The 24,093-nt window shown below is 69.3% G+C and carries 23 protein-coding genes; 8 read left to right on the top strand and 15 right to left on the bottom strand.

Annotation, left to right across the window (positions count from 1 at the left end):
• Positions 1-26: 26 nt before the first annotated feature.
• Together ACQHIV_RS05505 and ACQHIV_RS05500 are read left to right on the top strand one after the other, a co-directional pair.
• The gene (locus ACQHIV_RS05505; protein WP_427892301.1) at positions 27-521 is read left to right on the top strand and encodes a DUF3592 domain-containing protein; all 495 of its coding nucleotides are present in this window, start codon (positions 27-29) and stop codon (positions 519-521) included.
• A gap of 39 nt (positions 522-560) precedes the next feature.
• Entirely contained in the window at positions 561-1,031 is a 471-nt protein-coding gene (locus ACQHIV_RS05500; protein WP_427892299.1) for an SRPBCC domain-containing protein, read from the top strand.
• A gap of 29 nt (positions 1,032-1,060) precedes the next feature.
• Here ACQHIV_RS05500 and ACQHIV_RS05495 read toward each other — a convergent pair whose 3' ends face one another.
• From ACQHIV_RS05495 to ACQHIV_RS05470, 6 genes are read right to left on the bottom strand one after another with little or no spacing between them, the layout of a single operon-like run.
• Positions 1,061-2,074 carry a glycoside hydrolase family 43 protein gene (locus ACQHIV_RS05495; protein WP_427892297.1) on the bottom strand — a complete coding sequence of 338 codons (1,014 nt, stop codon included), beginning with the start codon at positions 2,072-2,074 and terminating at the stop codon, positions 1,061-1,063.
• A complete protein-coding gene (locus tag ACQHIV_RS05490) occupies positions 2,074-3,387 on the bottom strand; it encodes an alpha-L-fucosidase (protein ID WP_427892296.1) in 1,314 nt (437 codons plus the stop codon). Before ACQHIV_RS05490 ends, ACQHIV_RS05495 begins: the two co-directional genes overlap by 1 nt.
• Before the next feature lie 14 nt (positions 3,388-3,401).
• Entirely contained in the window at positions 3,402-5,090 is a 1,689-nt protein-coding gene (locus tag ACQHIV_RS05485; protein WP_427892295.1) for an ABC transporter substrate-binding protein, read from the bottom strand.
• A 34-nt stretch (positions 5,091-5,124) separates the two neighbouring features.
• Entirely contained in the window at positions 5,125-6,084 is a 960-nt protein-coding gene (locus ACQHIV_RS05480) for a carbohydrate ABC transporter permease (protein ID WP_427892293.1), read from the bottom strand.
• Positions 6,081-7,070 carry an ABC transporter permease gene (locus ACQHIV_RS05475; protein ID WP_427892291.1) on the bottom strand — a complete coding sequence of 330 codons (990 nt, stop codon included), beginning with the start codon at positions 7,068-7,070 and terminating at the stop codon, positions 6,081-6,083. The genes ACQHIV_RS05480 and ACQHIV_RS05475 overlap by 4 nt, the downstream gene beginning before the upstream one ends.
• 25 nt (positions 7,071-7,095) lie before the next feature.
• The gene (locus ACQHIV_RS05470) at positions 7,096-9,444 is read right to left on the bottom strand and encodes a glycosyl hydrolase family 95 catalytic domain-containing protein (RefSeq protein ID WP_427892289.1); all 2,349 of its coding nucleotides are present in this window, start codon (positions 9,442-9,444) and stop codon (positions 7,096-7,098) included.
• Positions 9,445-9,579: 135 nt separating this feature from the next.
• Here ACQHIV_RS05470 and ACQHIV_RS05465 point away from each other — a divergent pair, with 135 nt between their 5' ends.
• Genes ACQHIV_RS05465 through ACQHIV_RS05455 form a run of 3 tightly spaced genes read left to right on the top strand, consistent with a single transcriptional unit; the run spans position 9,580 to position 13,646 of the window.
• Positions 9,580-10,896, top strand: a complete 1,317-nt coding sequence (locus ACQHIV_RS05465) for an L-fuconate dehydratase (RefSeq protein WP_427892287.1) — start codon at positions 9,580-9,582, stop codon at positions 10,894-10,896.
• Positions 10,893-11,630, top strand: a complete 738-nt coding sequence (locus ACQHIV_RS05460; protein WP_427892285.1) for a FadR/GntR family transcriptional regulator — start codon at positions 10,893-10,895, stop codon at positions 11,628-11,630. Before ACQHIV_RS05465 ends, ACQHIV_RS05460 begins: the two co-directional genes overlap by 4 nt.
• Before the next feature lie 6 nt (positions 11,631-11,636).
• On the top strand, positions 11,637-13,646 hold the full coding sequence (locus ACQHIV_RS05455) for a glycoside hydrolase family 36 protein (protein WP_427892283.1): 2,010 nt from the start codon (positions 11,637-11,639) through the stop codon (positions 13,644-13,646).
• Here the strand turns inward: ACQHIV_RS05455 and ACQHIV_RS05450 are convergent.
• Positions 13,643-13,900: a metal-sensitive transcriptional regulator gene (locus ACQHIV_RS05450; protein WP_427892281.1), complete on the bottom strand. Its 258-nt coding sequence runs from the start codon at positions 13,898-13,900 to the stop codon at positions 13,643-13,645. The two genes, ACQHIV_RS05455 and ACQHIV_RS05450, sit on opposite strands and share 4 nt — an antisense overlap.
• A gap of 86 nt (positions 13,901-13,986) precedes the next feature.
• On the opposite strand from ACQHIV_RS05450, the gene ACQHIV_RS05445 reads away from it, so the two are divergent.
• On the top strand, positions 13,987-15,372 hold the full coding sequence (locus ACQHIV_RS05445; RefSeq protein ID WP_427892280.1) for an MBL fold metallo-hydrolase: 1,386 nt from the start codon (positions 13,987-13,989) through the stop codon (positions 15,370-15,372).
• Positions 15,350-15,517: a hypothetical protein gene (locus ACQHIV_RS05440; protein WP_427892279.1), complete on the top strand. Its 168-nt coding sequence runs from the start codon at positions 15,350-15,352 to the stop codon at positions 15,515-15,517. Before ACQHIV_RS05445 ends, ACQHIV_RS05440 begins: the two co-directional genes overlap by 23 nt.
• Here the strand turns inward: ACQHIV_RS05440 and ACQHIV_RS05435 are convergent.
• Positions 15,514-16,461 carry a helix-turn-helix domain-containing protein gene (locus ACQHIV_RS05435; RefSeq protein WP_427892277.1) on the bottom strand — a complete coding sequence of 316 codons (948 nt, stop codon included), beginning with the start codon at positions 16,459-16,461 and terminating at the stop codon, positions 15,514-15,516. The genes ACQHIV_RS05440 and ACQHIV_RS05435 overlap by 4 nt on opposite strands.
• 34 nt (positions 16,462-16,495) lie before the next feature.
• Positions 16,496-17,533: a M23 family metallopeptidase gene (locus ACQHIV_RS05430; protein ID WP_427892275.1), complete on the bottom strand. Its 1,038-nt coding sequence runs from the start codon at positions 17,531-17,533 to the stop codon at positions 16,496-16,498.
• A 182-nt stretch (positions 17,534-17,715) separates the two neighbouring features.
• Between ACQHIV_RS05430 and ACQHIV_RS05425 the strand changes: the two genes are divergently transcribed.
• On the top strand, positions 17,716-18,663 hold the full coding sequence (locus tag ACQHIV_RS05425; protein ID WP_427892273.1) for a Dyp-type peroxidase: 948 nt from the start codon (positions 17,716-17,718) through the stop codon (positions 18,661-18,663).
• On the opposite strand, the gene ACQHIV_RS05420 is transcribed toward ACQHIV_RS05425, so the two are convergent.
• Genes ACQHIV_RS05420 through ACQHIV_RS05395 form a run of 6 tightly spaced genes read right to left on the bottom strand, consistent with a single transcriptional unit; the run spans position 18,638 to position 24,091 of the window.
• Positions 18,638-19,288, bottom strand: coding sequence for a BON domain-containing protein (locus tag ACQHIV_RS05420; protein ID WP_427892271.1), 651 nt, complete (start codon positions 19,286-19,288; stop codon positions 18,638-18,640). The genes ACQHIV_RS05425 and ACQHIV_RS05420 overlap by 26 nt on opposite strands.
• Entirely contained in the window at positions 19,285-19,899 is a 615-nt protein-coding gene (locus tag ACQHIV_RS05415; protein ID WP_427892269.1) for a manganese catalase family protein, read from the bottom strand. Before ACQHIV_RS05415 ends, ACQHIV_RS05420 begins: the two co-directional genes overlap by 4 nt.
• 7 nt (positions 19,900-19,906) lie before the next feature.
• Positions 19,907-20,329 (bottom strand): thioredoxin, encoded by a 423-nt coding sequence (gene trxA / locus ACQHIV_RS05410; RefSeq protein WP_427892267.1) that lies wholly within the window; start codon positions 20,327-20,329, stop codon positions 19,907-19,909.
• Positions 20,329-22,950, bottom strand: coding sequence for an ATP-dependent chaperone ClpB (clpB, locus tag ACQHIV_RS05405; RefSeq protein WP_427892265.1), 2,622 nt, complete (start codon positions 22,948-22,950; stop codon positions 20,329-20,331). The genes trxA and clpB overlap by 1 nt, the downstream gene beginning before the upstream one ends.
• Complete coding sequence (locus ACQHIV_RS05400) at positions 22,941-23,246, bottom strand: chaperone modulator CbpM (RefSeq protein WP_427892263.1); 306 nt, start codon at positions 23,244-23,246, stop codon at positions 22,941-22,943. Before ACQHIV_RS05400 ends, clpB begins: the two co-directional genes overlap by 10 nt.
• On the bottom strand, positions 23,246-24,091 hold the full coding sequence (locus ACQHIV_RS05395; protein ID WP_427892261.1) for a DnaJ C-terminal domain-containing protein: 846 nt from the start codon (positions 24,089-24,091) through the stop codon (positions 23,246-23,248). The genes ACQHIV_RS05400 and ACQHIV_RS05395 overlap by 1 nt, the downstream gene beginning before the upstream one ends.
• Positions 24,092-24,093 lie beyond the last annotated feature (2 nt).

Genomic DNA, 24,093 nt, shown 5'->3' with positions numbered 1-24,093 from the left:
CCGGCCGCTGAGTTCTCTTGAGAGATGTGAGCACCCAGCATTCGGCGCGGCGGCTGACCCGCCGGAAGCGACTCGGCGTCGTCGCCGCCTGGATCATGTTCACCGCGATGGCCGTCGGCGTGTTCGCGGCCGGGGTCGCGACCCTGATCTGGGGCATCCACCGGATCAGCGACCTCGGCGACCTGGCCGACCACCAGGCCCGCGCCCGCGGCGAGATCGTTGCCGCCCGCAAACTCCCGAGCGAACCGCAGGGCACCGGCGGCGGCACCGAGGTCACGGTCGGCTTCCGCGCCGCGGACGGCAGCTTCCACACCACCACCCAGACGGTCCAGCTGTGGACCCGCGCCCGGCACATCGGCGACAAGGTCGACGTCGTCTACGACCAGCGCAACCCGGACTCGTTCTACACCAGCTCCCTCGGCGTCGAACGCTTCCGCGACATCCTGATCCTGCTCCTCGCCGCGATCATGCTGGTCGGCAGCACGGTCGGCTACATCAACTACGTCCGCGATCCCTGGTAGGCGCGACTACCAGGAGCCGTCCGTGGGCACAGGGTGTGTATGGCGCGGACAACGAGACACGCGGAACGGACGGCTCAGGCGCCACAGCTCAGGTATGTCAGGACGCTGATTTGTGACCCGGACCGCCTCTGGAACCTCATCACCAGGCCGGAACTGCTCAGCAGCTGGCTCGGTCCCACGGTGCTGAGCGACACGCAGTACGGCGGCTTTGTGGTCGAGACCGGTGCGCGGACGCAGCTGACCGGCATCGTCACGACCTGCGACCCGCCGCACTACTTCCAGGCCAACTTCAACGACACGCCACACGGACCGAGCACGATCCTCGTGGACGTGGTCCCGGCGCGGACCGGCGCCCACCTGATCCTGACGCACGGTGGCATCTGCGCCGGCCGCATCCACCACTACGACCTGTTCTGGACGAACGCCCTCGACCGTCTCACCCAGGCCGCCGCGGGCAACGCCCCGCTCCCCGCCGTCACCTACCTGCCAACGTCGGCAGGAGGCACCTGATGTACGACCTACGGGTCCTCGTCGACTGGTCAGCCCAGGCCCGCCGGCACCTCGACGCGCCCGTCCTGCACCTCCCTGCCTGCGTCCGGTACAAACACCGATGAATCTCCCCAGGCAGAAGCGAGGCGGTGGTGCTCCTCGGCCGTCAGTGGCAGGACGACGCCGTGGCAGGGGTCTTCCGGCAGCCGGTGGTCCGTGCTGGGGACCCATCCACCGCCCTCCAGGTCGGTGGTTTCGAAGGGGACGTAGCGCCGGTCCGCGGTGAACTCGTCGATCCAGAGGTACCACTTGTCCTCGGTGTTCGACTTGTAGACCAGCGGCCCCTCGCCCTGCGTGATCGTGCCGAGGCCGATGCCTTCGGCCAGCGGTTTCCACTCCGCGGCAGTCAGCGAGTCCGACGTCTCGGAGAACACCGTCTTGCCGAACGGCGCCCCGCCGTCGCGGCCCCGTTCGTCCTTCAGGAAGCGGTAGTACCGGCCGCGGTCCTCGATCACCGTGGCGTCGATCGTCTGCCAGCCGCGGTCGATCCAGCTCCGCGGCTCGGAGAACTCGCGGAAGTCGCGGGTGGTGGCGTACATGATCCGGTTGTAGCTCTGACCGACATGGTCGGGATTGTCGTAGAGCGTCGACGACCAGTGCACGAGGTACGCGTCCTGCTCGGGATCCCAAACGGCCTCGGGAGCCCAGGCGTTGCCGGCCTCGGGCGGCGCGACCCCGACGAGGCGGCCGGCGTCCCAGTGCACCAGGTCGGTGGACTCCCACACCATGATCGAGCGGCTGCCGTGTCGCTGGTGGCGGTCCCAGTCGAGGCTGTCGTAGAGGCGCAGGTCGGTCGCGAGCAGATAGAAACGCGAGCCCTCCGGAGAGCGAACGAGGTGCGGGTCGCGTACGCCGCACTCGCCGGCGGTCGAGCGCAGCACCGGCCGACCGCCGTTGAGGTCGTGGAACCGCAGCGGGTCGTTGCCGTCGCTCAACGCGAAGTAGATCTGCTCACCGTCCGCCGACTCACGCTTGAAGTGCGCGTACAGATAGCCGTGGTACATCAACGGGCCTCCAGGTCGACGGCGAGGCAGTTCGCGACGGCGGCCGGTGGGGTGTCGGGGAGTCTGACGACCAGGATGCCCTCCGCCTGTTCGAAGGCGACCGGGCCGTGGCCGAGGAGCCGCACTCCGGTCACCCGGTCATCCACGAAGCTGCGGATCACGGCGCGGCCGTCCTCGGGCCAGGCGAGCTGGAAGGCGTACACCGTGTCGTCCCGGCGGGTGAAGCGGTAGTCGGAGCTCGTCCACGGCACCCGGTCCTCGGTGAAGCCCTTGATCAGCACGCTCGACGGTCCCTCGCCGAACACACGGAAGGGCCGGGTGCCGTAGATGCCCTCGCCGCACATCGCGGTCCAGGCACCGAGGTCCTCGAGGATGCGGGTGCATTCGGCGTCGAGCCTGCCGTCCGGCAGCTGCGGCACGTTGAGCAGCAGGTTGCCGTTCTTCGACACGATGTCGACGAGCATCTCGACGACGTGGCCAGCGGTCTTGTACACGTCGCGGACGTTGTAGAACCAGTCCCCGACCGAGGTGTCGGTCTGCCACGGCGTGGGGTGGACGCCCGGGGTCTGGCTGCGTTCGATGTCCATGATCCCGACGGCACTCACCTCCGGCCGCCGGTCCTTCTGCTGGTACACCGCCCGTGGGTTGGTGTTGTACAGATGGCTGACCGCCCGCAGCCCCGGTTCATACGCCGCCTCGCCGAACGGCAGCGGGCCGTCGGAGTACAGCAGGTCCGGCTGGTACCGGTCGATCATCTCGGTCACGGCCTCGAGCCAGTACCGGTGCCAGGCGGGATCGTCGGTGTACCAGGGATCCGGCACCTCGTCGCCCTCGGTGGCCTTCATCCAGGTGAAGGACGCGCCGAGGTGCTCGGTGATGCCGAACGGCAGCCCGCGCCGGTCGGCGGCGGCCTTCCAGAGCCCGACGATGTCCTTACCCGGACCGACCTTCACCGAGTTCCAGGGGTTCACCGCCGAGTCGTAGTTGAAGAAGTTGTCGTGGTGCACCGCCTGCGACACGAAGTACCGTGCGCCCGCGGCGACGAACTGATCCATCAGCGCGTCCGGCTCGAACCTCTCGGCCTTCCACAGCGGTACGACGTCCTCGTACCCGAACTCCGACGGATCCCCGTAGGTCCGCAGGTGATACCGGTACTGGTCGCTGCCCTCCCGGTACATGTGGCGCGCGTACCAGTCGCCGTACCTGGGAACCGACTGCGGACCCCAGTGCGACCAGATACCGAGTTTCGCGTCCCGGAACCAGTCGGGACATTCGAACGTGGTCAGGGACTCAAAGGTTGGTTCGAAGGGCACTGATCGCTCCTCTGCTACTTGTTGGGGACCTTGTCGTACGCGGCCTGCTGGATCTCCAGGTAGCGCTTCAGGCCGAGGCTGTCGAGACCCTTCACGTAGGCGTCCCAGTCGGTGTCGAGGTTCTTCGAACCCGTGATGAACTGGAGCGCGTTCTGCTGCACGTAGTTCTGGATGTTGGTCTGCAGGGTCGCGAGCTCGGCGGCCTGCGCCGGGTCCGGCCAGACCTTCCAGAACGGGTAGATCTGGGCCTTGTCCTCGTGCCCGGCGTACAGCTTGGTTGCCTCGAACAACTTCCGCTCGTAGCCCGCCTGCGAGTAGATGTCGGTGCCGATCGCCTCGGAGTTCCGGAAGTGCGCGGTGTTGTTGTACTGCGCCAGTGCGCCCCAGCCGGAGTTGAGCGGCTTCGATCCGGGCTTCTGCGGGATCTGCTTGAAGCTCGGCTTCAGTGCCTTGTCGAGCGCGACGTCACCGGCGCCGGGCTGGGTCCAGCCCTTGCCCTCCATGCCGAACTGGCCGTTGATCTGACCGGGATCGGTGAAGATGTAGTCGAGCATCTTGATCGCCTGGATCTGCTGCTCCTGGGTCGCCTTCGACGTCAGTACGAACGTCGCGCCCGGTACGCTCGGGAAGTTGTAGCCGGTGTAGTTCGCACCGCTCGGCCCGGTCAGCGGCGGTACGGCGTCGTACTGCTTGTCCCGCCCGTCCGCCGAGCCGGTGTTGACGAACTGGCCCGGGTGCAGGACGGTCGCCGAGCCGAGCACGACCGAGCCGGCGCGGTTGCCCTGCTGCGACAGCGCGTCCCCGTTCTGGGTGAAGGCGCCCTTGTCGATCAGGCCTTCCTTGTAGAGCGAGTTGATGTACCGCAGACCCTCGCGCCAGCCGTCCTTGTTCGCCTGGAGGTCGACCTTGCCGTCCTTGAGGACGAGGGTCGAGTCGTTGTTGCCGCTGCTCGTACCTTGCGGGTCGTAGATGAAGGCGTTCATGAAGTACGGGATCAGGGAGTTCCCGACGGAGGCGCTGAGCGGGATCTCGTCGGCCTTGCCGTTGCCGTTCGGGTCCTGGGTCTTGAACGCCTCCAGCACCTTGCGCATGTCCTCGGTCGTCTTCGGCTGCTGCAGGCCGAGCTTCTTCAGCCAGGCCGAGTTCATCCACAGCTTGTCCTGGTACGAGCAGTGGAAACAGTCCACCCACTGCGGCATCCCATAGATCTTCCCGTCCGGGGCCGTCGCCATCGCCTTCCACTCAGGCGTGGAGTCCAGCGCCTTCTTGATGTTCGGCGCGTACTGGTCGATCAACTGGTTCAGGGGTACGACGACACCCTGCTGCGACAGCTTCAGCAGATCGACCTGGGTGAACTGGTCGACCCACGGAATCAGCAGGTACAGGTCCGGGTAGTCGCCGCTGGCCAGCGAGATCTGCCGCTTCTCCTTGGCCGGTCCGCCGTCGAACGTGGTGGTCTGCCACTTGATCGTGATGTTGAACTTCTGCTGGATCAGCTTGGTGAAGTCGTTCGTCGCGAGGTTCCAGTCCGCGGACTGGGGCGCGAAGACGCTCAAGGTGACCGCCGGGTTGCCGCTGATGGTCGGCAACGGCTTGCCACTGGAATCGTTCGAGCTGCCGCCGGAACAGGCCGCGAGGGCGAGAGCGAGGAGGGCGGTGCCGGCGATCGCGGCACGCCTCCGCCTACTGAGCTTTACAGACATGGATTCCTCACAGAGTTTGGGACAGGTCGGAGGATCAGCCCTTGACGGCGCCGATCAGGATTCCCTTGGTGAAGTAGCGGGCGACGAACGGGTAGATGAGCAGCACCGGCACACTCGCCACCACGATCAGCGAGTACTTGAGCAGGTCGGCGAGCTGCTGGCGCTGGATGACGAGCGACGCGTCGACGGCGCCACCACCGGTCGTGTTCAGGATCAGGATGTTGCGCAGCACGAGCTGCAGCGGGAACAGGTCCGGGTTCTTCAGGTAGATCAGCGCGTCGAAGTACGAGTTCCACTGCATGATCGCGTACATCAGCGCGACCACCGCGATCATCGGCTTGGCCAGTGGGATCACCACCGACCAGAGGAACCTGAGGTCGCCGCAACCGTCCAGCTGCGAGGCCTCCACGAGTTCGTCCGGGATCGCGGTCCGGAAGTACGTCCGGGCGATGATCACCTGCCAGACACCGATCGCCTGCGGGACGATCAGCGCCCACCGGGTGTCGAGCAGGCCGACCGACTGGACCACCAGGTACGTCGGTACGAGGCCGCCGGTGAACAGCATCGTGAACAGGATCAGCGTCATCACGACGTTCCGGCCGACGAGCGTACGCCGCGACAGCGGGTAGGCGATCGCGATCGTCATCGTGACGCTGACGATCGTGCCGACGACCGTGTAGAAGAGCGAGTTCACGTATCCCTGGACGATCTGCGGGTTCTCGAACACGGCGTGGTAGCCGCGCAGCGAGAAGTCGACCGGCCAGAACAGCACCCGCCCTGACGACACCGCCTCGGGGCTGCTGAACGAACTCGCCACGATGTACAACAACGGAAGCAGCACGACGAGCAGGAAGACGCCCAGCAGCAGGTACACGCAGAACAGGAAGATCCGGTCGGTGCGCGGTTCGCGGATCCGGCGTGCCCTGGCCTCGCGGCGCTCGACCTTCTTGCCGTTGTTGCCCGAGGCCGGCCGTTGTTCGATGAGAGTCGTCATGACCACAGTCCGTTCCCGGTGACCCGCTTGGCGATGGCGTTGACGATCAGCAGCAGGGCCAGGTTGATCACCGAGTTGAACAGGCCCACCGCCGTCGCCCCGCTGAAGTCGGCGTTCAGCAGGCCGGTCTTGTAGACGTAGGTCGCGATGATCTCGGACTCGCTCAGGTTCAGCGGGTTCTGCAGCAGGAACGCCTTCTCGAACCCGATCGCCATGATGTTGCCGACCGCAAGGACCAGGATGATGACGGCGGTCGGCATGATCCCGGGCAGGTCGACGTGCCGGATCCGCTGCAGCCGGCTGGCGCCGTCCACCCGCGCCGCCTCGTGCAACGCCGGGTCGATCCCGGCCAGCGCCGCGAGGTAGATCACCGCGGAGTACCCGGTGGTCTGCCATACGTCCGACCACACGTAGATGTGCCGGAAGTAGTCCGGGTTGCCGAGGAAGTCGACCGCCGGCACCCCGAAGAAGCCGAGCCCCTCGTTGATCAGCCCCAGCCGCGGTGACAGCACCAGGATCGTCATCGAGACGACCACGACGGTGGAGATGAAGTACGGCGCGTACGTCACCAGCTGGACGGTCCGCTTGAACAGCCCGTTGCGGATCTCGTTCAGCGCCAGCGCGAGGACGATCGCGAGCGGGAAACTCGCCGCGACCGTGTAGACCGACAGGACGAAGGTGTTCTTGACCAGCGACCAGAACACCGGGTTCTGGAAGAACAGGTCGAAGTTCTGCCAGCCGACCCAGGGACTCCCCCAGATGCCCTTGATGACGTTGTAGCTCTTGAACGCGAGCACGGCGTTCGACATCGGGATGTACTTGAAGACCACGAACCAGATCAGCGGTACGACCATCAACAGGTACAGGGTCCAGTGCCGGGACAGGCTGCGCCGCAGGCCCTTGATCCCGGGACGTTCGCGTCGCCGGCGCCGCCGCCGTACCGGTGTCTCGCCGGCCGGCGGCCGGACTGTCGTCAGTGTTGCCATCGAACCTCCTCCTTGCTGCCCGTGATCAGGCCGAGTGCACGCGGTGCCCGACGCCGGCGGTCAGCCGGAGGCGCACCCGGTGGTCGCCGTACCGGACCGTTCGTTCCTGATCCCGGTCAGCGGTCAGGACTGCTTCGGTCCCGTGGGGTGTCCACGCGATGTCGACCACCACGCCGCCCCGCGCTCGGAGGCCGGTCACCCGGCCGCTGCGCCATGCCCCGGGCAGCGCGGGGAGCAGCTCGATGTCGCCGGCGTGGCTCTGCAGGAGCAGTTCCGCGATCCCGGCGGTCGCTCCGAAGTTGCCGTCGATCTGGAACGGTGGATGGGCGCAGAACAGGTTCGGGTAGACGCCGGCACCGCTACCGGGCCGGCCGGTCGCCGAGTCGTCGGCCGGCCGCAGGAACGCCTGAATCAGGCGGTGTGCGGCGGCCGCGTCGCGCAGCCGGGCGCGCAGGCAGATCTTCCAGGCGAGCGACCAGCCGGTCGCCTCGTCGCCGCGCAGGTCGAGGGTCCGCCGGGCCGCTGCGGCCAGCTGCGGCGTTCCGTCCGGCGTGATCGCGTCGCCGGGGTGCAGGCCGACCAGGTGCGACATGTGCCGGTGCTGAGGATCCTCCTCGGGCAGGTCGGCCGCCCACTCCTGCAGTTGCCCCCGGCCACCGATCGACGGCTCGGGCAGCCGCTTCCGGGCCGTGGACAGCTCGGCGAGCAGCGGATCGGCGACCTCCAGCAGTCCGGCCGCCTGCTCGACCTTGCCGAACAGGTCGGAGATCAGCGCGAGGTCCATCGTCGACGACACGGTCACCGACGCGGGCTGCCCGTCCGCGGCGAGGTAGTCGTTCTCCGGCGAGGTCGAGGGCGCCGTACCGAGGCTTCCGTCGGGCAGTTCGGTCAGCCAGTCGAGGCAGAACTCCGCCGCGCCTTTCAGCGCCGGCCAGGAGTCACCGAGGAAGGCCAGGTCGCCGGTGAACTCGTAGTGGTCCCACAGGTGCCGAACCAGCCAGGCGCCGGCCATCGGCCAGTTCGACCAGCGCGGATCCCCTTCCACCGGAGCGGTCCAGCACCAGGCGTCGGTGTTGTGGTGGGCCGTCCAGCCTCCGCAGCCGTAGCGTTCCGCGGCGGTGGGGCGGCCTGCCTCGGCAAGATGATCGATAAACCTGAGCAGGGGCTCGTGGCACTCCGACAGGCCGGTCGTCTCCGCGGGCCAGTAGTTCATCTCGGTGTTGATGTTCACCGTGTAGTTCGAGCTCCACGGCGGGCGCAGGATCTCGTTCCAGATACCTTGCAGGTTCGTCGGCAGGCCGCCGGGGCGAGAGCTCGCGATCATCAGGTACCGGCCGTAGTTGAACAGCAGTGCGGCCAGCGCCGGGTCATCGGTCCCGGCGGACCGCGCCACCCGCTCGTCGGTCGGCAGCTCGGCGGCGTCCGTTGCCGGTAGCGCCAGCGACGAGCGGCGGAAGAGGCGGCGGTGGTCCCTCTGATGGTCGGCCAGCAGGTCCTCGTACGGCCGGTCCGCGGCCGCGCGTGCCGTCCGGTCCGCGATCGCCCAGCACTCCTCGGCCGTGCGGACCGGCGCCTTCGACGGGCCGTCGTACCCCGTCGCCGTCGAGAGGAAGAGCGTGAGTTCGGTGAAGTCCCGGATCCGGAGCGCGGTCTCGTCGGCAGTCAGTTCACCGTCGCTCGTGGCCCGTAGCGCGATCGCGGCAGCCATCCCGCGGTCGGGCCCGTCGGAGTACCGGATCGGCTCCGGTACGTCGCGGTGCGGTGGCGCGACATCGGCCGGTGCCTGCAGCAACAGACCGAGCCCGCCGTCCACCGGGTGTGCCCGCAGCTTCGACGTCAACCGAACGGTCAACTCCGGCACGGGAGCCGACGTCGTCAGGCGTACGACGAGTGCATCGGCAGGTGCGCTGACGAAGACCTCCTGACGTACGGCGGTCCCGCCGACCTCGTACTCCGTCGTCGCCACGGCGGCGTCCAGGTCCAGCACGCGGCGGTACCGCGTCACGTCGCCGTTCAGCGTCAGGTCGAGCAGCAGGTCACCCAGGGGGAGGTACGCCTGCGAGTAGCCGGAGTGGAAGCCCCGGGCCAACTCGTGCGCACGGCGGACGTCGCCGGCCCACAACGCCTCCCGAACGTCGCGGACGGCATCCGCTCCGGTCGCTCCGAGCGGCGCCGACAGCAGGCGGGCGGTCGCCGGACCGCCCGACCACAGCGTCTCGTCGTTCAGCCCGATCCGGTCGGCACCGACGGCGCCGAAGCACATCGCGCCGATCCGGCCGTTGCCGAGCGGCAGCGCCTCCAGCCAGGTCGCCGCCGGCCGGTCGTACACCAGTGACTGCGTGCCGAGCCGATCAGCGCTCACCAGGTCGCTCATCTCCAGCCCTCCGTCGTGATGACGAGGATTAATCCCATGAATTTCCGGGATCGTAGCGCTCACGGCCGCCATGGTCCATACTGAACGCCGTCGAAAGATCGCGAAAGATCCCATCTATTCTCAGGTGAGGCCGCCATGCCCCGTATCACCTCGGTCGAGGCCGTCGATGTCCGCTTCCCGACCTCGCTGACCCGGGACGGGTCCGACGCGATGAACAAGGACGGCGACTACTCCGCGGCGTACGTGGTCCTGCACACCGACGCCGGCGACCTGTCCGGGTACGGGTTCACGTTCACGATCGGGCGCGGCAACGACCTGTGCGTGGCGGCGGCACTGCAGCGCGCCGAGCCGCTGATCGGGCGCGACGTCGGCGAACTGTGCGACGACCTCGGCGCGGTGTACCGCGAGCTGCAGTCGGACACCCAGCTGCGCTGGCTCGGCCCCGACAAGGGCGTCGTCCACCTCGCGCTGGCGGCGGTGATGAACGCGGTGTGGGACCTGGCCGCCCGGCGGGCCGGCGTACCGCTGTGGCAGCTGCTGTCCGGGATGTCACCGGAGCAGCTGGTCGACGCCGCCGACCTGCGGTACCTGACCGACGCCCTCACCCGCGAGCAGGCGATCACGCTGCTGACCTCCCGGGAAAGTGGCCGTCAGCAACGGATCGCGGAACTGCGGACCACCGGCTACCCCTGCTACACGACCTCCGCCGGCTGGCTCGGGTACTCCGACGCCAAGCTCCGCAGGCTCTGCGAGGAAGCCGTTGCCGCCGGCTACAACTACGTCAAGCTGAAGGTCGGCGCCGATCTCGACGACGACATCCGCCGCTGCCGGATCGCCCGCGAGGTGCTCGGACCGGACGTGCACCTGATGATCGACGCGAACCAGGTGTGGGACGTGCCGGAGGCGATCGAGTGGGTCAAGGCGCTGGCCGAGTTCGATCCGCTCTGGATCGAGGAGCCGACCAGTCCCGACGACGTCCTCGGCCACGCCGCGATCCGCAAGGCGGTGGCGCCGATCGGCGTCGCGACCGGTGAGCACGGGATGAACCGGGTGCTGTTCAAGCAGATGTTCCAGGCCGGCGCGATCGACTACTGCCAGCTCGACGCCGCCCGCCTGGGCAGCGTCAACGAGATCCTCGCGGTGTACCTGCTCGCCGCCTGGTTCGGCGTACCGGTCTGTCCACACGCCGGCGGGGTCGGCCTCTGCGAGCTGGTCCAGCACCTCGCGATCTTCGACTACGTCGCGGTCTCCGGCTCGCTCGACGGCCGCGTCACGGAGTACGTCGACCACCTGCACGAGCACTTCGTCGATCCCTGCGTGGTGCGGAACGGCGCCTACGTGCTGCCGACGGCGCCCGGTTACAGTGCCGAGATGTACAGGCAGTCACTCGAGACCTACCGCTTCCCGGACGGCTCCTACTGGACGGCACGTGCTGCCGCCGCGGCGACATGAGCGCGGTCAAGCCTGTCGCGCAGGGCCGCACCGCCGGTCCCTCGCAGACCGATGTCGTGGTGCAGAGCATCCGGCAGATGCTCATCGACGGCGGGCTCCGGCCCGGCGACCGGCTGCCGATCGAGAAGGAGCTCGCGCCGGCCCTCGGCGTCTCCCGGAACGCACTGCGCGAAGGCGTCCGCGCGCTCTCGATCATGGGCGTCCTGGAGACCCGTCAAGGCGACGGGACGTACGTCACCGCGCTCGACCCGTCGATGCTGCTGGCACCGATGGGCTTCGTGGTCGACCTGCAGCACGCCAGCGGGACGCACCACCTGCACGCCGTACGGCGGATGCTCGAGACCGAGGCGGCCGCGCTGGCCGCCGGGCAGATCGGCGCGGACGCGCTCGCGGCGGCAGCGGAGCTGCTGCACGGCAACGAGGTCGAGCTCACGCTGCCGGAGCCCAACCACGAGACGGTGATCGAGAACGACATCGCGTTCCACCGCATCGTCGCCGAGGCCGCCGGGAACCCGGTGCTGTCCGCGCTCATCGACGCCCTCGGCGGCCGCACCATGCGTGATCGGCTCCGCCGCTCGATCGCCCAGCCCGGCGCCGACGAGACCGCGCATCGGGAGCACCTGTCGATCCTCGCGGCGCTCACGGCCCGCGACTCCGACCGGGCCCGGACCCGGATGGCCGCCCACCTTTTCACGGTCGAGGACTACCTCCTCGAACGCCGTACGACGGACTGAGGATCTGTGGACAACCTGCTGCACTGGACCGCACCAGACCTGACGCTGACCTTCCACCTCGATGACGGACCGGTCCGGCTGACGACCGGCGGCGTACCGGCGCAGCCGCTGGTCGAGGTGGAGGCCGTCGGCCACGGTCGATCGCCGAGCAGCAACCGGCACGTCGACACGGTGCTGGGACAGCAGTTGCGGTATGTGCGGCACGAGGAGTCCGGGACCACGCTGCGCATCGTGCAGGAGGAACCGGACACCGGCCTGCGGGTCACCAGCGTGTTCGAGGCGGGAGCCGGCGTCCGTACCTGGACCGAGGCCTCGATGGTCGGCACGGGCACGCTGGAGCTCACGTTCCTGTCGTCGCTCGTGCTCGCGCTGCCTTCGGTCGACGCCGACCTGCACTCGGCGTCGAACAGCTGGATGGCCGAGTCCCGGTGGTCGGTCCGCCCGCTGCGCTCCGACGGTCTGGCCGACATCATCACGCCCGCGCATCAGCACGTCGCCAGAAGCCGGTACGCCGTGACCAGCACGAACTCCTGGTCCACCGGGGAACGGCTGCCCGTCGGCGTTCTCGTCGGCCGGAGTACGCCGTACGCGCTCGGCTGGCAGATCGAGCACAACGGCCCGTGGCACTACGAGATCGGTGAGAGCCGGCACGGCGGCTACTTGCTGCTCAGCGGCCCGACCGATCAGGAACACCAGTGGAGCGTGCCGATCAGCGCCGAGGCGCCGTTCGTCACCGTGCCCGTGTCGCTCGTCGCCGGCACCGACCAGGACAGCGTGTTCGGGGCGCTCACCCGGCAGCGGCGCGCCGTACGCCGTCGCCGGCCGGCGGACGAGCGGATGCCGGTGATCTTCAACGACTACATGAACACGCTGCTCGGCGATCCGACCACCGAGAAACTCCTGCCGCTGATCGACGCCGCCGCGGACGCCGGCGCGGACTACTTCTGCATCGACGCCGGCTGGTACGCCGAAGGCGACTGGTGGAACACCGTCGGCGCCTGGCAACCGTCGGCCACCCGCTTCCCGAACGGTCTCGCCGAGGTGATCGACCGGATCCACGCACGCCGCATGGTGCCCGGCCTCTGGCTGGAACCCGAAGTGATCGGGGTCCGCTCCCCCATCGCCGCCGAACTGCCCGACGACGCCTTCCTCACCCGCCACGGCCGCCGCGTGTCGGAGTCGGGCCGCTACCTCCTCGACCTGCGCAGCCCGGTCGCCCGCAAGCACCTCAACGAGACGGTCGACCGGCTGGTCGGCGATTTCGGCGTCGGCTTCTTCAAGTTCGACAACAACACGATGACGGGGCCGGGCACCGACAAGGGCGGGACCTCGCTCGGCCAGGGTCTCCTCGAACACAACCGCGCGCTGCTCGGCTGGATCGACGACCTCCAGGCGCGCCATCCCGGCCTCCTGATCGAGAACTGCGCGTCGGGCGCGATGCGGATGGACTACGCGATGCTCTCGCGGCTGCATCTGCAGTCGACGTCCGACCAGGAAGACCCGTTGCGTTACGCACCGATCGCCGCCGCGGCGCCGGCCGCCGTACTCCCCGAACAGGCCGGCCACTGGGCGTACCCGATCACCGGAACCACCCGCGAGGAGTTCACCCTCGCCCTCGCGAACGGCATCCTGGGCCGCCTGTACCTGTCCGGTCACCTCAACCGGATGACCACGGCCGAACTCGACCTCGTCCGGGCGGCGGTCGGCGCGCACCGCGCCGTACTCGCAGACCTCGGCACGCTCGTCCCGACCTGGCCGCTCGGGCTGCCGGAGTGGACCGACGAATGGGTCGCGGTCTGCCTCAACGGCGCCGCGACGTCGTACCTGGCGATCTGGCACCGCGACCCTGGGCCGGCCATCATCACCCTGGACATCCCCCCGACGGAGATCCATCCGCACTTCCCGAGCGAGCTCGGAGCCTGGACCTTCACCTGGACCGGCGACAAGCTCACCGTCACCACCGACACGCCCGAGCCGTCCGCCCGCATCCTCCGCCTCGGCACCCCTCGGCGTTAGGCGAGCGAGAGGAACAGTTTCTCCAGCTTGGCCGGGTCGAGGTCGGAGTCCTCGTCGGTCAGACATTGCTGGAGACCGGTGCTGACGATCGCGAAGCCGGCGCGGGAGAGGGCCTTGTTAACAGCGGCGAGCTGCGTCAGGGCGGCTTCGCAGTCGGCGCCGTCCTCGAGCATCCGGATCACACTGCCGAGATGGCCGTGGGCGCGCTTCATCCGGGTGATGATCGGCTTGATGTCCTGCGGATCGAGGTCCATGAGGCCCGATTCTACATCCCCCCGGGGGGATGTGTTACGGTCTTCTCGAACCCCCCAGGGGGATGCCGTCCAGTGAGGATCAGGTGATGAGCCGGCTGACGATCAGGACCGTCGAGACACCGTCGCTCGGCGACCGCAGTTATCTCGTGCACGACGGTGCCGTGGCGTTCGTGGTCGATCCGCAGCGCGACATCGACCGGATCCTGGAGCTGCTGCGCGCCGAGGGCGTCCGGCTGACACACGTGTTCGAGACGCACATCCACAACGACTACGTCACCGGTGGCCTCGCGCTCGCCCGCGCGACCGGTGCGTCGTACCTGGTCAACGCCGACGACGACGTCGCCTTCGACCGTACGCCGGTCCGCGACGGCGAGACGCTCCGGATCGGCGACCGGATGCGGGTCCGCGCGATCCACACCCCCGGCCACACCTTCACCCACCTGTCGTACGCGCTCACCGACGACGCGCAGCCGATCGCGGTCTTCACCGGCGGCTCCCTGCTGTACGGCGCGACCGGCCGGCCCGATCTGCTCGGCCCGGAGCACACCGAGGCGCTCGTGCACCACCAGCACCGCTCCGCGCACAAACTCGCAGACGCACTCACGGACGAGACCGAGGTCTTCCCCACGCACGGCTTCGGCTCGTTCTGCTCGGCGACCCAGTCCGCGGCGACCGCGTCGACGATCGGCGCCGAGAAGCAGCAGAACCCGGCGCTCACCCAGGACGAGGCCGACTACGTCCGTGACCTGCTCGACGGCCTCGGCGCCTGGCCCGCGTACTACGCACACATGGCTCCCGCCAACGCCGCCGGGCCGGAGGCCCCCGACCTCTCGCTCCCCCAGCGTGCCGACGCCGCCGAGCTCGAGCGCCGGATCCACGCCGGCGAATGGGTCGTCGACCTGCGGACCCGGACCGCCTTCGCCGCCGGCCACGCGCCCGGCACGGTGAACTTCGGCCTCGACGGCGCGTTCGCGACGTACCTCGGGTGGCTGATCCCCTGGGGTACGCCGGTCACGCTGCTCGGCGAGTCCGCGGCGGACGTGGCGCAGGCCCAGCGCGAACTGGTCCGGATCGGCATCGACCGCCCCGCGGCGCAGGCCACCGGCGGTCCCGGGCAGTGGAGCGCCGACCGGCCGGTGTCGTTCCCGACCGCGACATTCGCGGACCTCGCGCAGGTCCGGCACCACCGGGACGTCGTCGTGCTGGACGTCCGCCGGACCGAGGAGCACCGGGCGTCCGCGATCGTGGGTGCGGTCAACGTTCCGGTGCACGACCTGCCGCGGCGGATCGCCGACGTACCGCCCGGTGAGCTGTGGGTGCACTGCGCCGCCGGTTACCGCGCGTCGATCGCCGCGTCATTCCTGCACGCGGCCGGTCGCCAGATCGTTGCCGTCGACGACCAGTTCGAGAACGCCGTGAAGATCGGCCTGACCCTGAAGGAGAACGAGCATGTGCCGACCGGTCACGTGTAAGACCTGTTCGAAGACCACCTGGGCCGGCTGCGGCCAGCACGTCGCGCAGGTGAAGGCCTCCGTGCCCGCGGACCTGTGGTGCCCAGGCCACCCGAAGGCCGAGCGCGAGGGCGGCAGCTGGCTGGGGAAGCTGCTCGGGCGTTAGGTCAGGTCGGCGAGCTGGTCGCCGAGCGGGGTGCGTTCGTAGACGACCGTGCGGCCGTCGCGGCGGGCGCGGACCAGGCCCTGGGCGGTCATCGCGCGGAGCGACTGGTTCGCGGCCGACGGCGACACGCCGAACTGCTCGGCCAGTGCGGTCGTCGTCCGTCCGGTGCCGAGAGCCCGCAGGTAGCGGCGGCGATGCGGGCTCAGCAACGCCGTACCGCCGGCGTCACCGGGGTCGGTCCACATCGACCGCTGGTTGCTCGCGCCGTACATCACCATCGGGTCCGAGTCGGTCAGCGGCGTCGAACTGCTCAGCGTGAACAGCGACGGTACGACGAACAACGGCCGCCCGCGCGTGGTCAGCACCAGGTCGTCGTCGCCGCGGCCGAGGATGTGCGCGGTGATCGACGTCCGGTCCGCACGCACGCCCGGCCCGCAGCCGTTCAGCGTCGCGATCACGCCCTCCGCCGCGAGCGACCTCGCCCGCACGGCCACGTCCGCGTCGAGGACCGCCCGCATCCGCGACCAGTGCGGCTGGAACGCCAACCCCCAGTACGCCGCCAGCGCGTCCGCGAGCCGGTGGCCGAACGACCGCCCGCTCGCTCCGAGACCCCGCGGTACGCCGCCGACCGCGGACTCGATGTCCGCGCCGAGGGTCCGCAGGTCCTGGTCGCGCAGGTACGCGAGCTGCGCGGTGAGCGTCAGCGGTACGCCGACCCGCGGGTTGAACAGGTCCGGCGTGTTGAACGTCGGCCCGATCAACCCGCGCAGTACGTCGAGCGGAAGCTGGTCACGGACGCCGCAGACGGCGGCGTACCAGGGTGCCTGCAAGGGGTAGGAGGTCGGCGCGCGCAGGGCTCGCAGCGAGTTGCCGAGCTCGGTGAGCGGGGACACCACGAACCGCACCAGCCCGTAGTCCCCCGGCTCCAGCTGATAGCGCGCCACAGGAGATTCTAGACACGCGCCAACCCCGTAGGCGTCAACTCACGCGGTTGTACATGTCGTTGCCCGGGCACGCGGTGACGCCGAGCCGGGTCGCGCAGCCGGTGTACTGGCTGGAGCCGTTCCACCAGGTCCAGCCGCCGATGGTACGGCCGTTCAGCCAGGTGTAAGTGCCGTTGTAGTTGGCGTCGTACGTCCGGAGACTCCAGTGCACGTGCGCACCGGTGGCGGAACCTCCCGCGCAGGTGTCCATGCCGATGTTGCCGAGCAGCGCGCTGCTGCCGACCGCCGTGCCGTTGTAGTACGTCGCGTTCCACATGTGGTAGTAGTCCGTCGAGAAGCCGTTCGGGTGGATCACCCGCGTCCAGCCGCCGCCGGCGCCGCACATCGAGGTCGCCGTACCGCTGCCGGACGAGCGGACCCGGCCGCTGGCGTTGCCGCCGGAGAAGTCGAGGCTGCTCCAGTAGCCGGTCGCGCCGTCGCTGGCGTGCGGGCCGCCGGTCAGGTTCATGTAGTAGTCGGGCATCCACGGGAGGAGCAGGCCGCCGGTGTTCGCGGCGGTGAGGTTGGCTTTGTGGTCGGCGTACGCGGTCATCGTCTGCCGCTCGGCCTGGCCGACGAGGGGTGAGGTGGCTACGTAGGTGGCGAAGGTGCGGTCACCTTCGAGACCGGCGACCCAGTGGCCGTCGACGTTACGGGCGATGTAGAGCCAGCCTTCGGGGCTGCCTTCGGTGGTGCGGGGGGCTTCGACGTACGCGACGCCGCGGGCCCAGGTGGGCGTGGCGTTGCGGACGTCGACGACCACCTTGCGGCCCTCGGACGAGAGCTTGCTGACGGCAACCGCTGGGGTCAGCCCCTTGGCGTCGTGGGAGCGCGAGAGGATGTCGGCCGCGACGGTGTCGACGAGGGACTTGCTACTGACGCCGAGGGTGCCGGCAACCGCGGCGGGCAGCTTCACGGTCACGCCGGAGGTGGGGGCCTGGACGGCGGATGCTTGCGTAGCTGGGACGGATGTCGCGGCGAGGAGCAGGCTGCCGACGGTGAGGGCTGTCTTGAGGATGAGTTTGGAGGGCATGGGCGGGACCCTTCTGAGCTAGCTGATGGGTGCCGCGAGTGTGGCAGAGCCGCCCGTGCTGCTACGAGAAGTTGTAGCCGAACCCTTAACCGTTGTCCGATCCGCCAGCGAGGTTTGGCGGTCCGGACAGGGATCAGCCGTGGCGCTGGCCTGTGCACACCGCGCCGGACAGATTGGGGAACATGACGGTCCAGGACGTGGTAGCACCGCCCGCGGTGGCGGCGGTTTTTGTCGTGGCGACAGTACGCCCAGGAGGCGAGGACGCCGTCCGCGAACTCCTCCCCGACATCGCCGGCATCGTCCGGGCGGTCGGGTTCCGCGTCCCGGAGGCGCAGCTCAACTGCGTCGTCGGGATCGGCGCCGACCTCTGGGACCGCCTGTTCGGCCGTCCGCGCCCAGCCGGCCTGCATCCGTTCCAGCGGCTCGAAGGTGCCGCCCACACGGCCGTCTCGACCCCCGGCGACCTGCTGTTCCACCTCCGTTCCCGCCGGATGGACCTGTGCTTCGAGCTCGCCGCACAGCTCACCAATCGGCTCGCCGGCCACGCGGACGTGGTCGACGAGGTGCACGGCTTCCGGTACTTCGACGAGCGCGACCTGCTCGGCTTCGTCGACGGCACCGAGAACCCCGCCGGCGCGGCCGCCACGGCAGCGGTGACCATCGGCGCCGAGGAGCCGGCGTACGCGGGCGGCAGCTACGTCGTGGTCCAGAAGTACCTGCACGACCTGGATGCCTGGAACAAACTGCCGGTCGAGGCGCAGGAGGTGGTGATCGGCCGCCACAAGCTCAGCGACATCGAGATCCCGGACGCCGACAAGGCCCCGAACTCGCACGTCGCGGTGAACACGATCGTCGAGACCGACGGGACCCAGCGGCAGATCGTCCGCGACAACATGCCGTTCGGCGCCGTCGGCACCCGCGAGTTCGGCACCTACTTCATCGGGTACGCCGCGACGCCGGACGTGATCGAGCGGATGCTGCACCGGATGTTCGTCGGCGAACCGGCCGGCAACCACGACCGCATCCTCGACTTCTCGACCGCGGCCACCGGCAGCCTGTACTTCGTCCCGGCCGCCGAGTTCCTCGACGACCCGCCCGCGGCGGTCATTTCACGATCTCGATCTGATTGACCACCTCGGTCACGCCCGGCGACGCCCACGCCGCCGAGGCGGCCTCGAGCCGCTCGGCCAGCGAGGTCGCGGTCCCGCCGAGCACCACCGTGGTGCCGTCGATCTCGACCGTGATGCCCTTCGCGTCGACCCGGGCGTTGCGCTGCAGGGCGTCGACGATCGACTGCCGGACGTCCGGCGCGATCGGCTCGGCCGGCACGAGCTGGATGTTGTTCGTGACGCCCTTGACCGACTCCATCCGGCTGACCACGGTCTCCGCCTCGGTGCGCTCGTGCTGCCAGTGCGCCGTACCGCTCAGGGTCGCCCAACTGTCGACAATCCGAACGTCGACAGTTGACGGTACGCCGCTGTCCAGCACGAGCGCCTGCAGTACGGCGCCGCGCAGGTCGGCGTCGTCCTGCCGCGCGGCGTCCAGCGGCGTCACGACCAGCTCGTTCTGCACGTCGACGACCCCGGCGACATGCCGTACGTCGTTCTCGGCCTCGACCTTCTCGCGCAGCGACCCGACCGTCCCGCGCAACGTGACCACGGCCTTCTCGACCGCCGCGACGATCGCGACACTGTCGACTTTCGGATCGTAGAAGATCGCATCGTTGACATCACGCTGCAACTCGTCATCACTCATCTGCTGCTCCAGTCCTGTCGGCTTGTCGGGGGGTAGACACGCTCTTCCGGCTCTTCGGTCAGCGCACCGACGGCCGCCGCGCACTCGCGGCGGTGCTCCTCCGTGCGGGCGAGCACGCAGGACAGCAGCAGCCTGATGTCCGGGTCGTCGCTGCGGTCGTGGAACGCCTGTACGACGGCCCGGTGGTCGCGCTCCGCCCGGGCGTTCGCGAGGAAGTCGGCGAGCAGGTGCTGCCGATCGCTGACACCCTCCCGATGCCACGGAGCGACCTCCGGCTCGAGCGCGCGCTCCAGGTCGGCACCACCCATCACGGCGGCAACGGCCGGGTGGGTTCGCAGTACCCGGTCGACCGTCTCCGGCGGAGCGCCTTCGAGCAGCCGGGCGATCATCGTGGCGAGCATCTCGATCATCGCGACCTGGTCCACGCCGAGGTGCACCAACGTGTCGCGGTAGTGGCCCGGTACGGCGCCTTCCCACCCGCGCAGGTAGTGCGTGGCGACGCCGATCTCGGCGTACTGGTCGGCGATGACCAGGCTCAGCTGGTCGGCGGATCGCTGGTCCGGCCGCGCCGGGCGGCAGCTGAACTGGAGGTCTCGGCGGTGGTTGAACATGGCTGTCTCACTTCGCAGAGCTGTTGCTCAGGGCATCTTCCAGCCAGGGCCGCAGGACCGTGGCCGGCGCCGCTCCGGTGTACGTCGCGACCGGCTGGCCGGAGCGGAACACCAGCAGCGTCGGGATGGATCGGATGTCGAACCGGCGGGACACGTCCGGTGCCTCGTCGGCGTTGATCTTCACCAGCTTGAGCTCGCCCGCCTTCTCGGCCGCGAGCTTCTCCAGCACCGGGCTGACCATCCGGCACGGCCCGCACCACGGTGCCCAGACGTCCACCAGGACAGGGGTCTTGGACGACTCGACCGTCGCGAAGAAGTCCGGGTCACCGCCGTCGACGATCCACGGCAACGGCTTCCCGCACACCGGCTTCCCGTCCCCGGCAACCCGATTCTTCTGACCGCAGTGCGGGCACTGCACGACGCCGGCCATCACACCGGCGGATTCTCGTACCGGACGACGAGAGCATCCTCGTCGGACAACGTCACGTCGACCTCGGCGCCGTCCAGCACCTCGCCGCTCAGCAGTGCCCGCCCGACCCGCGTCTCCACCTCGCGGGAGATGAACCGCCGCAGCGGCCGAGCGCCGTACACCGGGTCGAAGCCCTGCTCGGCAATGAATCGCAGCGCCTCCGGTGACACGACCAGCGTCATCTGCCGGTCCGCGAGCCGCGCCCGCAGGTCGCCGAACATCAGCTCCGCGACGTGCTCGATCTCCGGCAGCGTCAGCGGTTTGAACAGCACGATCTCGTCGACGCGGTTCAGGAACTCCGGCCGGAAGTGGTGCCGCAGGTCGGCCAGTACCGCGTCCCGCGCGTCCTCCTTGATCTGCCCGTCCGGCGTCACCCCGTCGAGCAGGTACGCCGACCCGATGTTCGACGTCATGATGATCACGGTGTTCCGGAAGTCGACGGTGCGCCCCTGCGCGTCGGTCAGCCGACCGTCGTCGAGCACCTGCAGCAGCGTGTTGAACACGTCCGCGTGCGCCTTCTCGATCTCGTCGAACAGCACCACCGAGTACGGCTTCCGGCGGACCGCCTCGGTCAGCTGGCCGCCCTCCTCGTAGCCGACGTACCCGGGCGGCGCGCCCACCAGCCGGCTGACCGTGTGCCGTTCCTGGTACTCGCTCATGTCGATCCGGACGAGGTTGTCCTCGGAGTCGAACAGCGCCGCCGCGAGCGCCTTCGCCAGCTCGGTCTTGCCGACCCCGGTCGGCCCGAGGAAGAGGAACGACCCGATCGGCCGCCGCGGGTCCTTGATCCCGGACCGGGCCCGGACGATCGCGTCCGCGACCAGCTGCACCGCCTCGTCCTGCCCGACCACCCGCTCGTGCAGTACGTCGTCCAGCCGGAGGATCTTCTCCCGCTCGCCCTCCTGCAGCCGGCTGACCGGGATCCCGGTCCAGCGCGCGACGATCGACGCGATCTCCTCGTCGGTCACCACCTCGCGCAGCAGCCGCCCGGCGACCTGTTTCGTCGCGAGCTGCTCCTCCTCGGCGAGCAGCCGCCGTTCCAGCTCGGGGAGCTTCCCGTGCCGCAGTTCGGCGGCCTTGTTCAGGTCGTACGAGCGTTCCGCCTGGTCGGCCTCCTGCCGGACCTGCTCGATCTGCCCGCGCAGGTCCTGGGTACGCCGTACCACCTGGCGCTCGGCCTCCCACTGCGCCCGCATCGCGTCGGACTCGGCCCGGAGATCTGCCAGCTCCTTGCGCAGTTCCTCCAGCCGGTTCTTGCTGGCCGGGTCGTCCTCCTTCGCGAGCGCAGCGTCCTCGATCTCCAGCCGCCGTACCCGCCGGGTCAGCTCGTCCAGCTCCGCGGGCATCGAGTCGATCTCGGTGCGCAGCATCGCGCAGGCCTCGTCGACCAGGTCGATCGCCTTGTCCGGCAGGAACCGGTCGCTGATGTAGCGGTGGCTCAGTACGACGGCCGCGACCAGTGCGCCGTCCTGGATCTTCACGCCGTGGAACACCTCGAGCCGCTCGCGCAGCCCGCGCAGGATCGAGATCGCGTCCTCGACGGTCGGCTCGTCCACGGTCACCGGCTGGAACCGGCGTTCGAGCGCCGCGTCCGGCTCGATGTGCTTGCGGTACTCGTCGAGCGTGGTCGCGCCGATCATGTGCAGTTCACCGCGCGCGAGCATCGGCTTGAGCATGTTGCCGGCGTCCATCGCGCCCTCGGTCGCACCGGCGCCGACGACCGTGTGCAGTTCGTCGACGAACAGCAGGATCCGCCCCTCGGCCGCGGTGACCTCGTTCAGTACCGCCTTCAGCCGCTCCTCGAACTCCCCGCGGTACTTCGCCCCGGCCACCAGCGCGGCCAGGTCCAGCGCGAACACCGCACGGTCCTTCAGCCCTTCCGGTACGTCGCCGTTCGCGATCCGCTGCGCCAGTCCCTCGACGATCGCGGTCTTCCCGACGCCGGGCTCGCCGATCAGCACCGGGTTGTTCTTGGTCTTGCGGGACAGGATCTGGATCGTCCGGCGGATCTCCTGGTCCCGGCCGATCACCGGATCCATCCGCCCGGTCCGCGCGTCGGCGACGAGCTCCCGCCCGTACTTCTCCAGCGCCTCGTACGACGCCTCGGGCATCGCGGACGTGACGCGCTGGTTGCCGCGGATCGCGGTCAACGCCTGCAGGAACTTGTCCCGCGTCAGCCCCTGCTCGCGAGTACGGCGACCCGCCGCGGTGTCGGCGCCCTCCTCCAGCAGCGCCATCACGAGATGCTCGACGGAGACGTACTCGTCCTTGAGCCGTTTCGCCTCCCGCTCGGCGGTGTCGAACAACCTCGACAGCCGTTGCGTCACGTACACCTGGCCGGGTTGCGCGCCCGGGCCGGTCACCTTCGGGCGGCGGTCGAGGTCGGCCTCCAGGTCGGTCCGCAGCCGGTCCGGGTCGGTGCCCGCCTGGGCGAGCAGCTTGGGTACCAGGCCGTCGGGCTGGTCGAGCAGCGCGAGCAGCAGGTGCTCGCCGTCCACCTCGGTGTGCCCGTAGCGGAGTGCCTTGGTCTGCGCGTCGTGCAGCGCTTCCTGCGACTTCTGCGTCAGGTGGTTCAGGTCCATGTCCGGTCTCCGAGGTGTCGGGTACGGAGTGCTGTTTCCTGGGCGGCGAGCCGGTCGAGCAGGTCGATCACCAGCCCGACCGCCGCATAGTTGAGCGAGAACGCCGCCCGCAGCCGCTGGATCCGCGCGACGGTCGCGACGTCGTCGTACGCGAACCACAACCGGCCGCCACTGACCCGCGCGGGCTCCAGCAGCCCGAGCGCGACGAACCGCCCGATCAGCTGCGGATGGACGCCGGTCACCCGGGCGAAGGCTTCGAGGTCGAGCAACAGCGGCCGGGCCAGCGCCGTACTCATCACGACCTCCCCTGGTCGAGGGTGGCGAGCTGTTCGTAGAGGCGACGTTGGTCGTCGGACAGCTTCTCGGGCAGGACGATGCGCACCTCGGCGTACAGGTCGCCGTTCCGGAGGCCGCGGCCCTTCAGGCGCAGGCGTTTGCCGCTCGACGTACCGGCGGGAACCCGGAGCTTGACCTGGCCGCCGGGGGTGTCGAGTGCGAGCTGCGCACCGAGCGCGGCCTGCGCCGGGGAGACCGCGAGGTCGGCGTAGAGGTCGCGGCCCTCGACCCGAAACCGCTTGTCCGGAAGGAGTTTGACGATCAGGTACAGATCGCCGGCGGGCGCGTCGCCGCTCCCCCGGCCGCCTTGCCCGGCCAGCCGGATGCGCTGCCCGTCGGTCACCCCGGCCGGGATCGTCACGTCGACCGTCCGGCCGCCGATCGTCAGCTTCCGCCGGCCGCCCTGGTACGCCTCGACGACCGGCAGTTCGAGCTCCGCCTCCTGGTCCGCCCCCGGAATCGGGCCCCAGCCACGCCGCCCGCCGAACATGCCGCCGAACAGGTCCTCGAGATCGATGTCCCCGGCGTCGAACGGACTGCTCTGCCGTCCGCGCCGCGCCCAGGTTTGCGGATCCGCATCCGGCGGTACCCGGCGGAAGTCTTCGCCGAACGCGTCGTACCGCTTCCGCTGCTCGGGATCCGACAGTACGTCGTACGCCTCGGAGACCTGCTTGAACTTCTCCTCGGCGCCCGGGTCCTTGTTGATGTCCGGGTGGTACTTCCGCGCCAGCTTCCGGTACGCGCGCTGCAGTTCGTCGGCGGACGCGTCCCGGCCGACGCCGAGCAACTCGTAGAAATCGGCCATGG

Source organism: Kribbella polygonati (genome assembly GCF_050320105.1).
Taxonomy (GTDB): Bacteria; Actinomycetota; Actinomycetes; order Propionibacteriales; family Kribbellaceae; genus Kribbella.
This window is presented reverse-complemented; position numbering and strand designations above follow the sequence as displayed.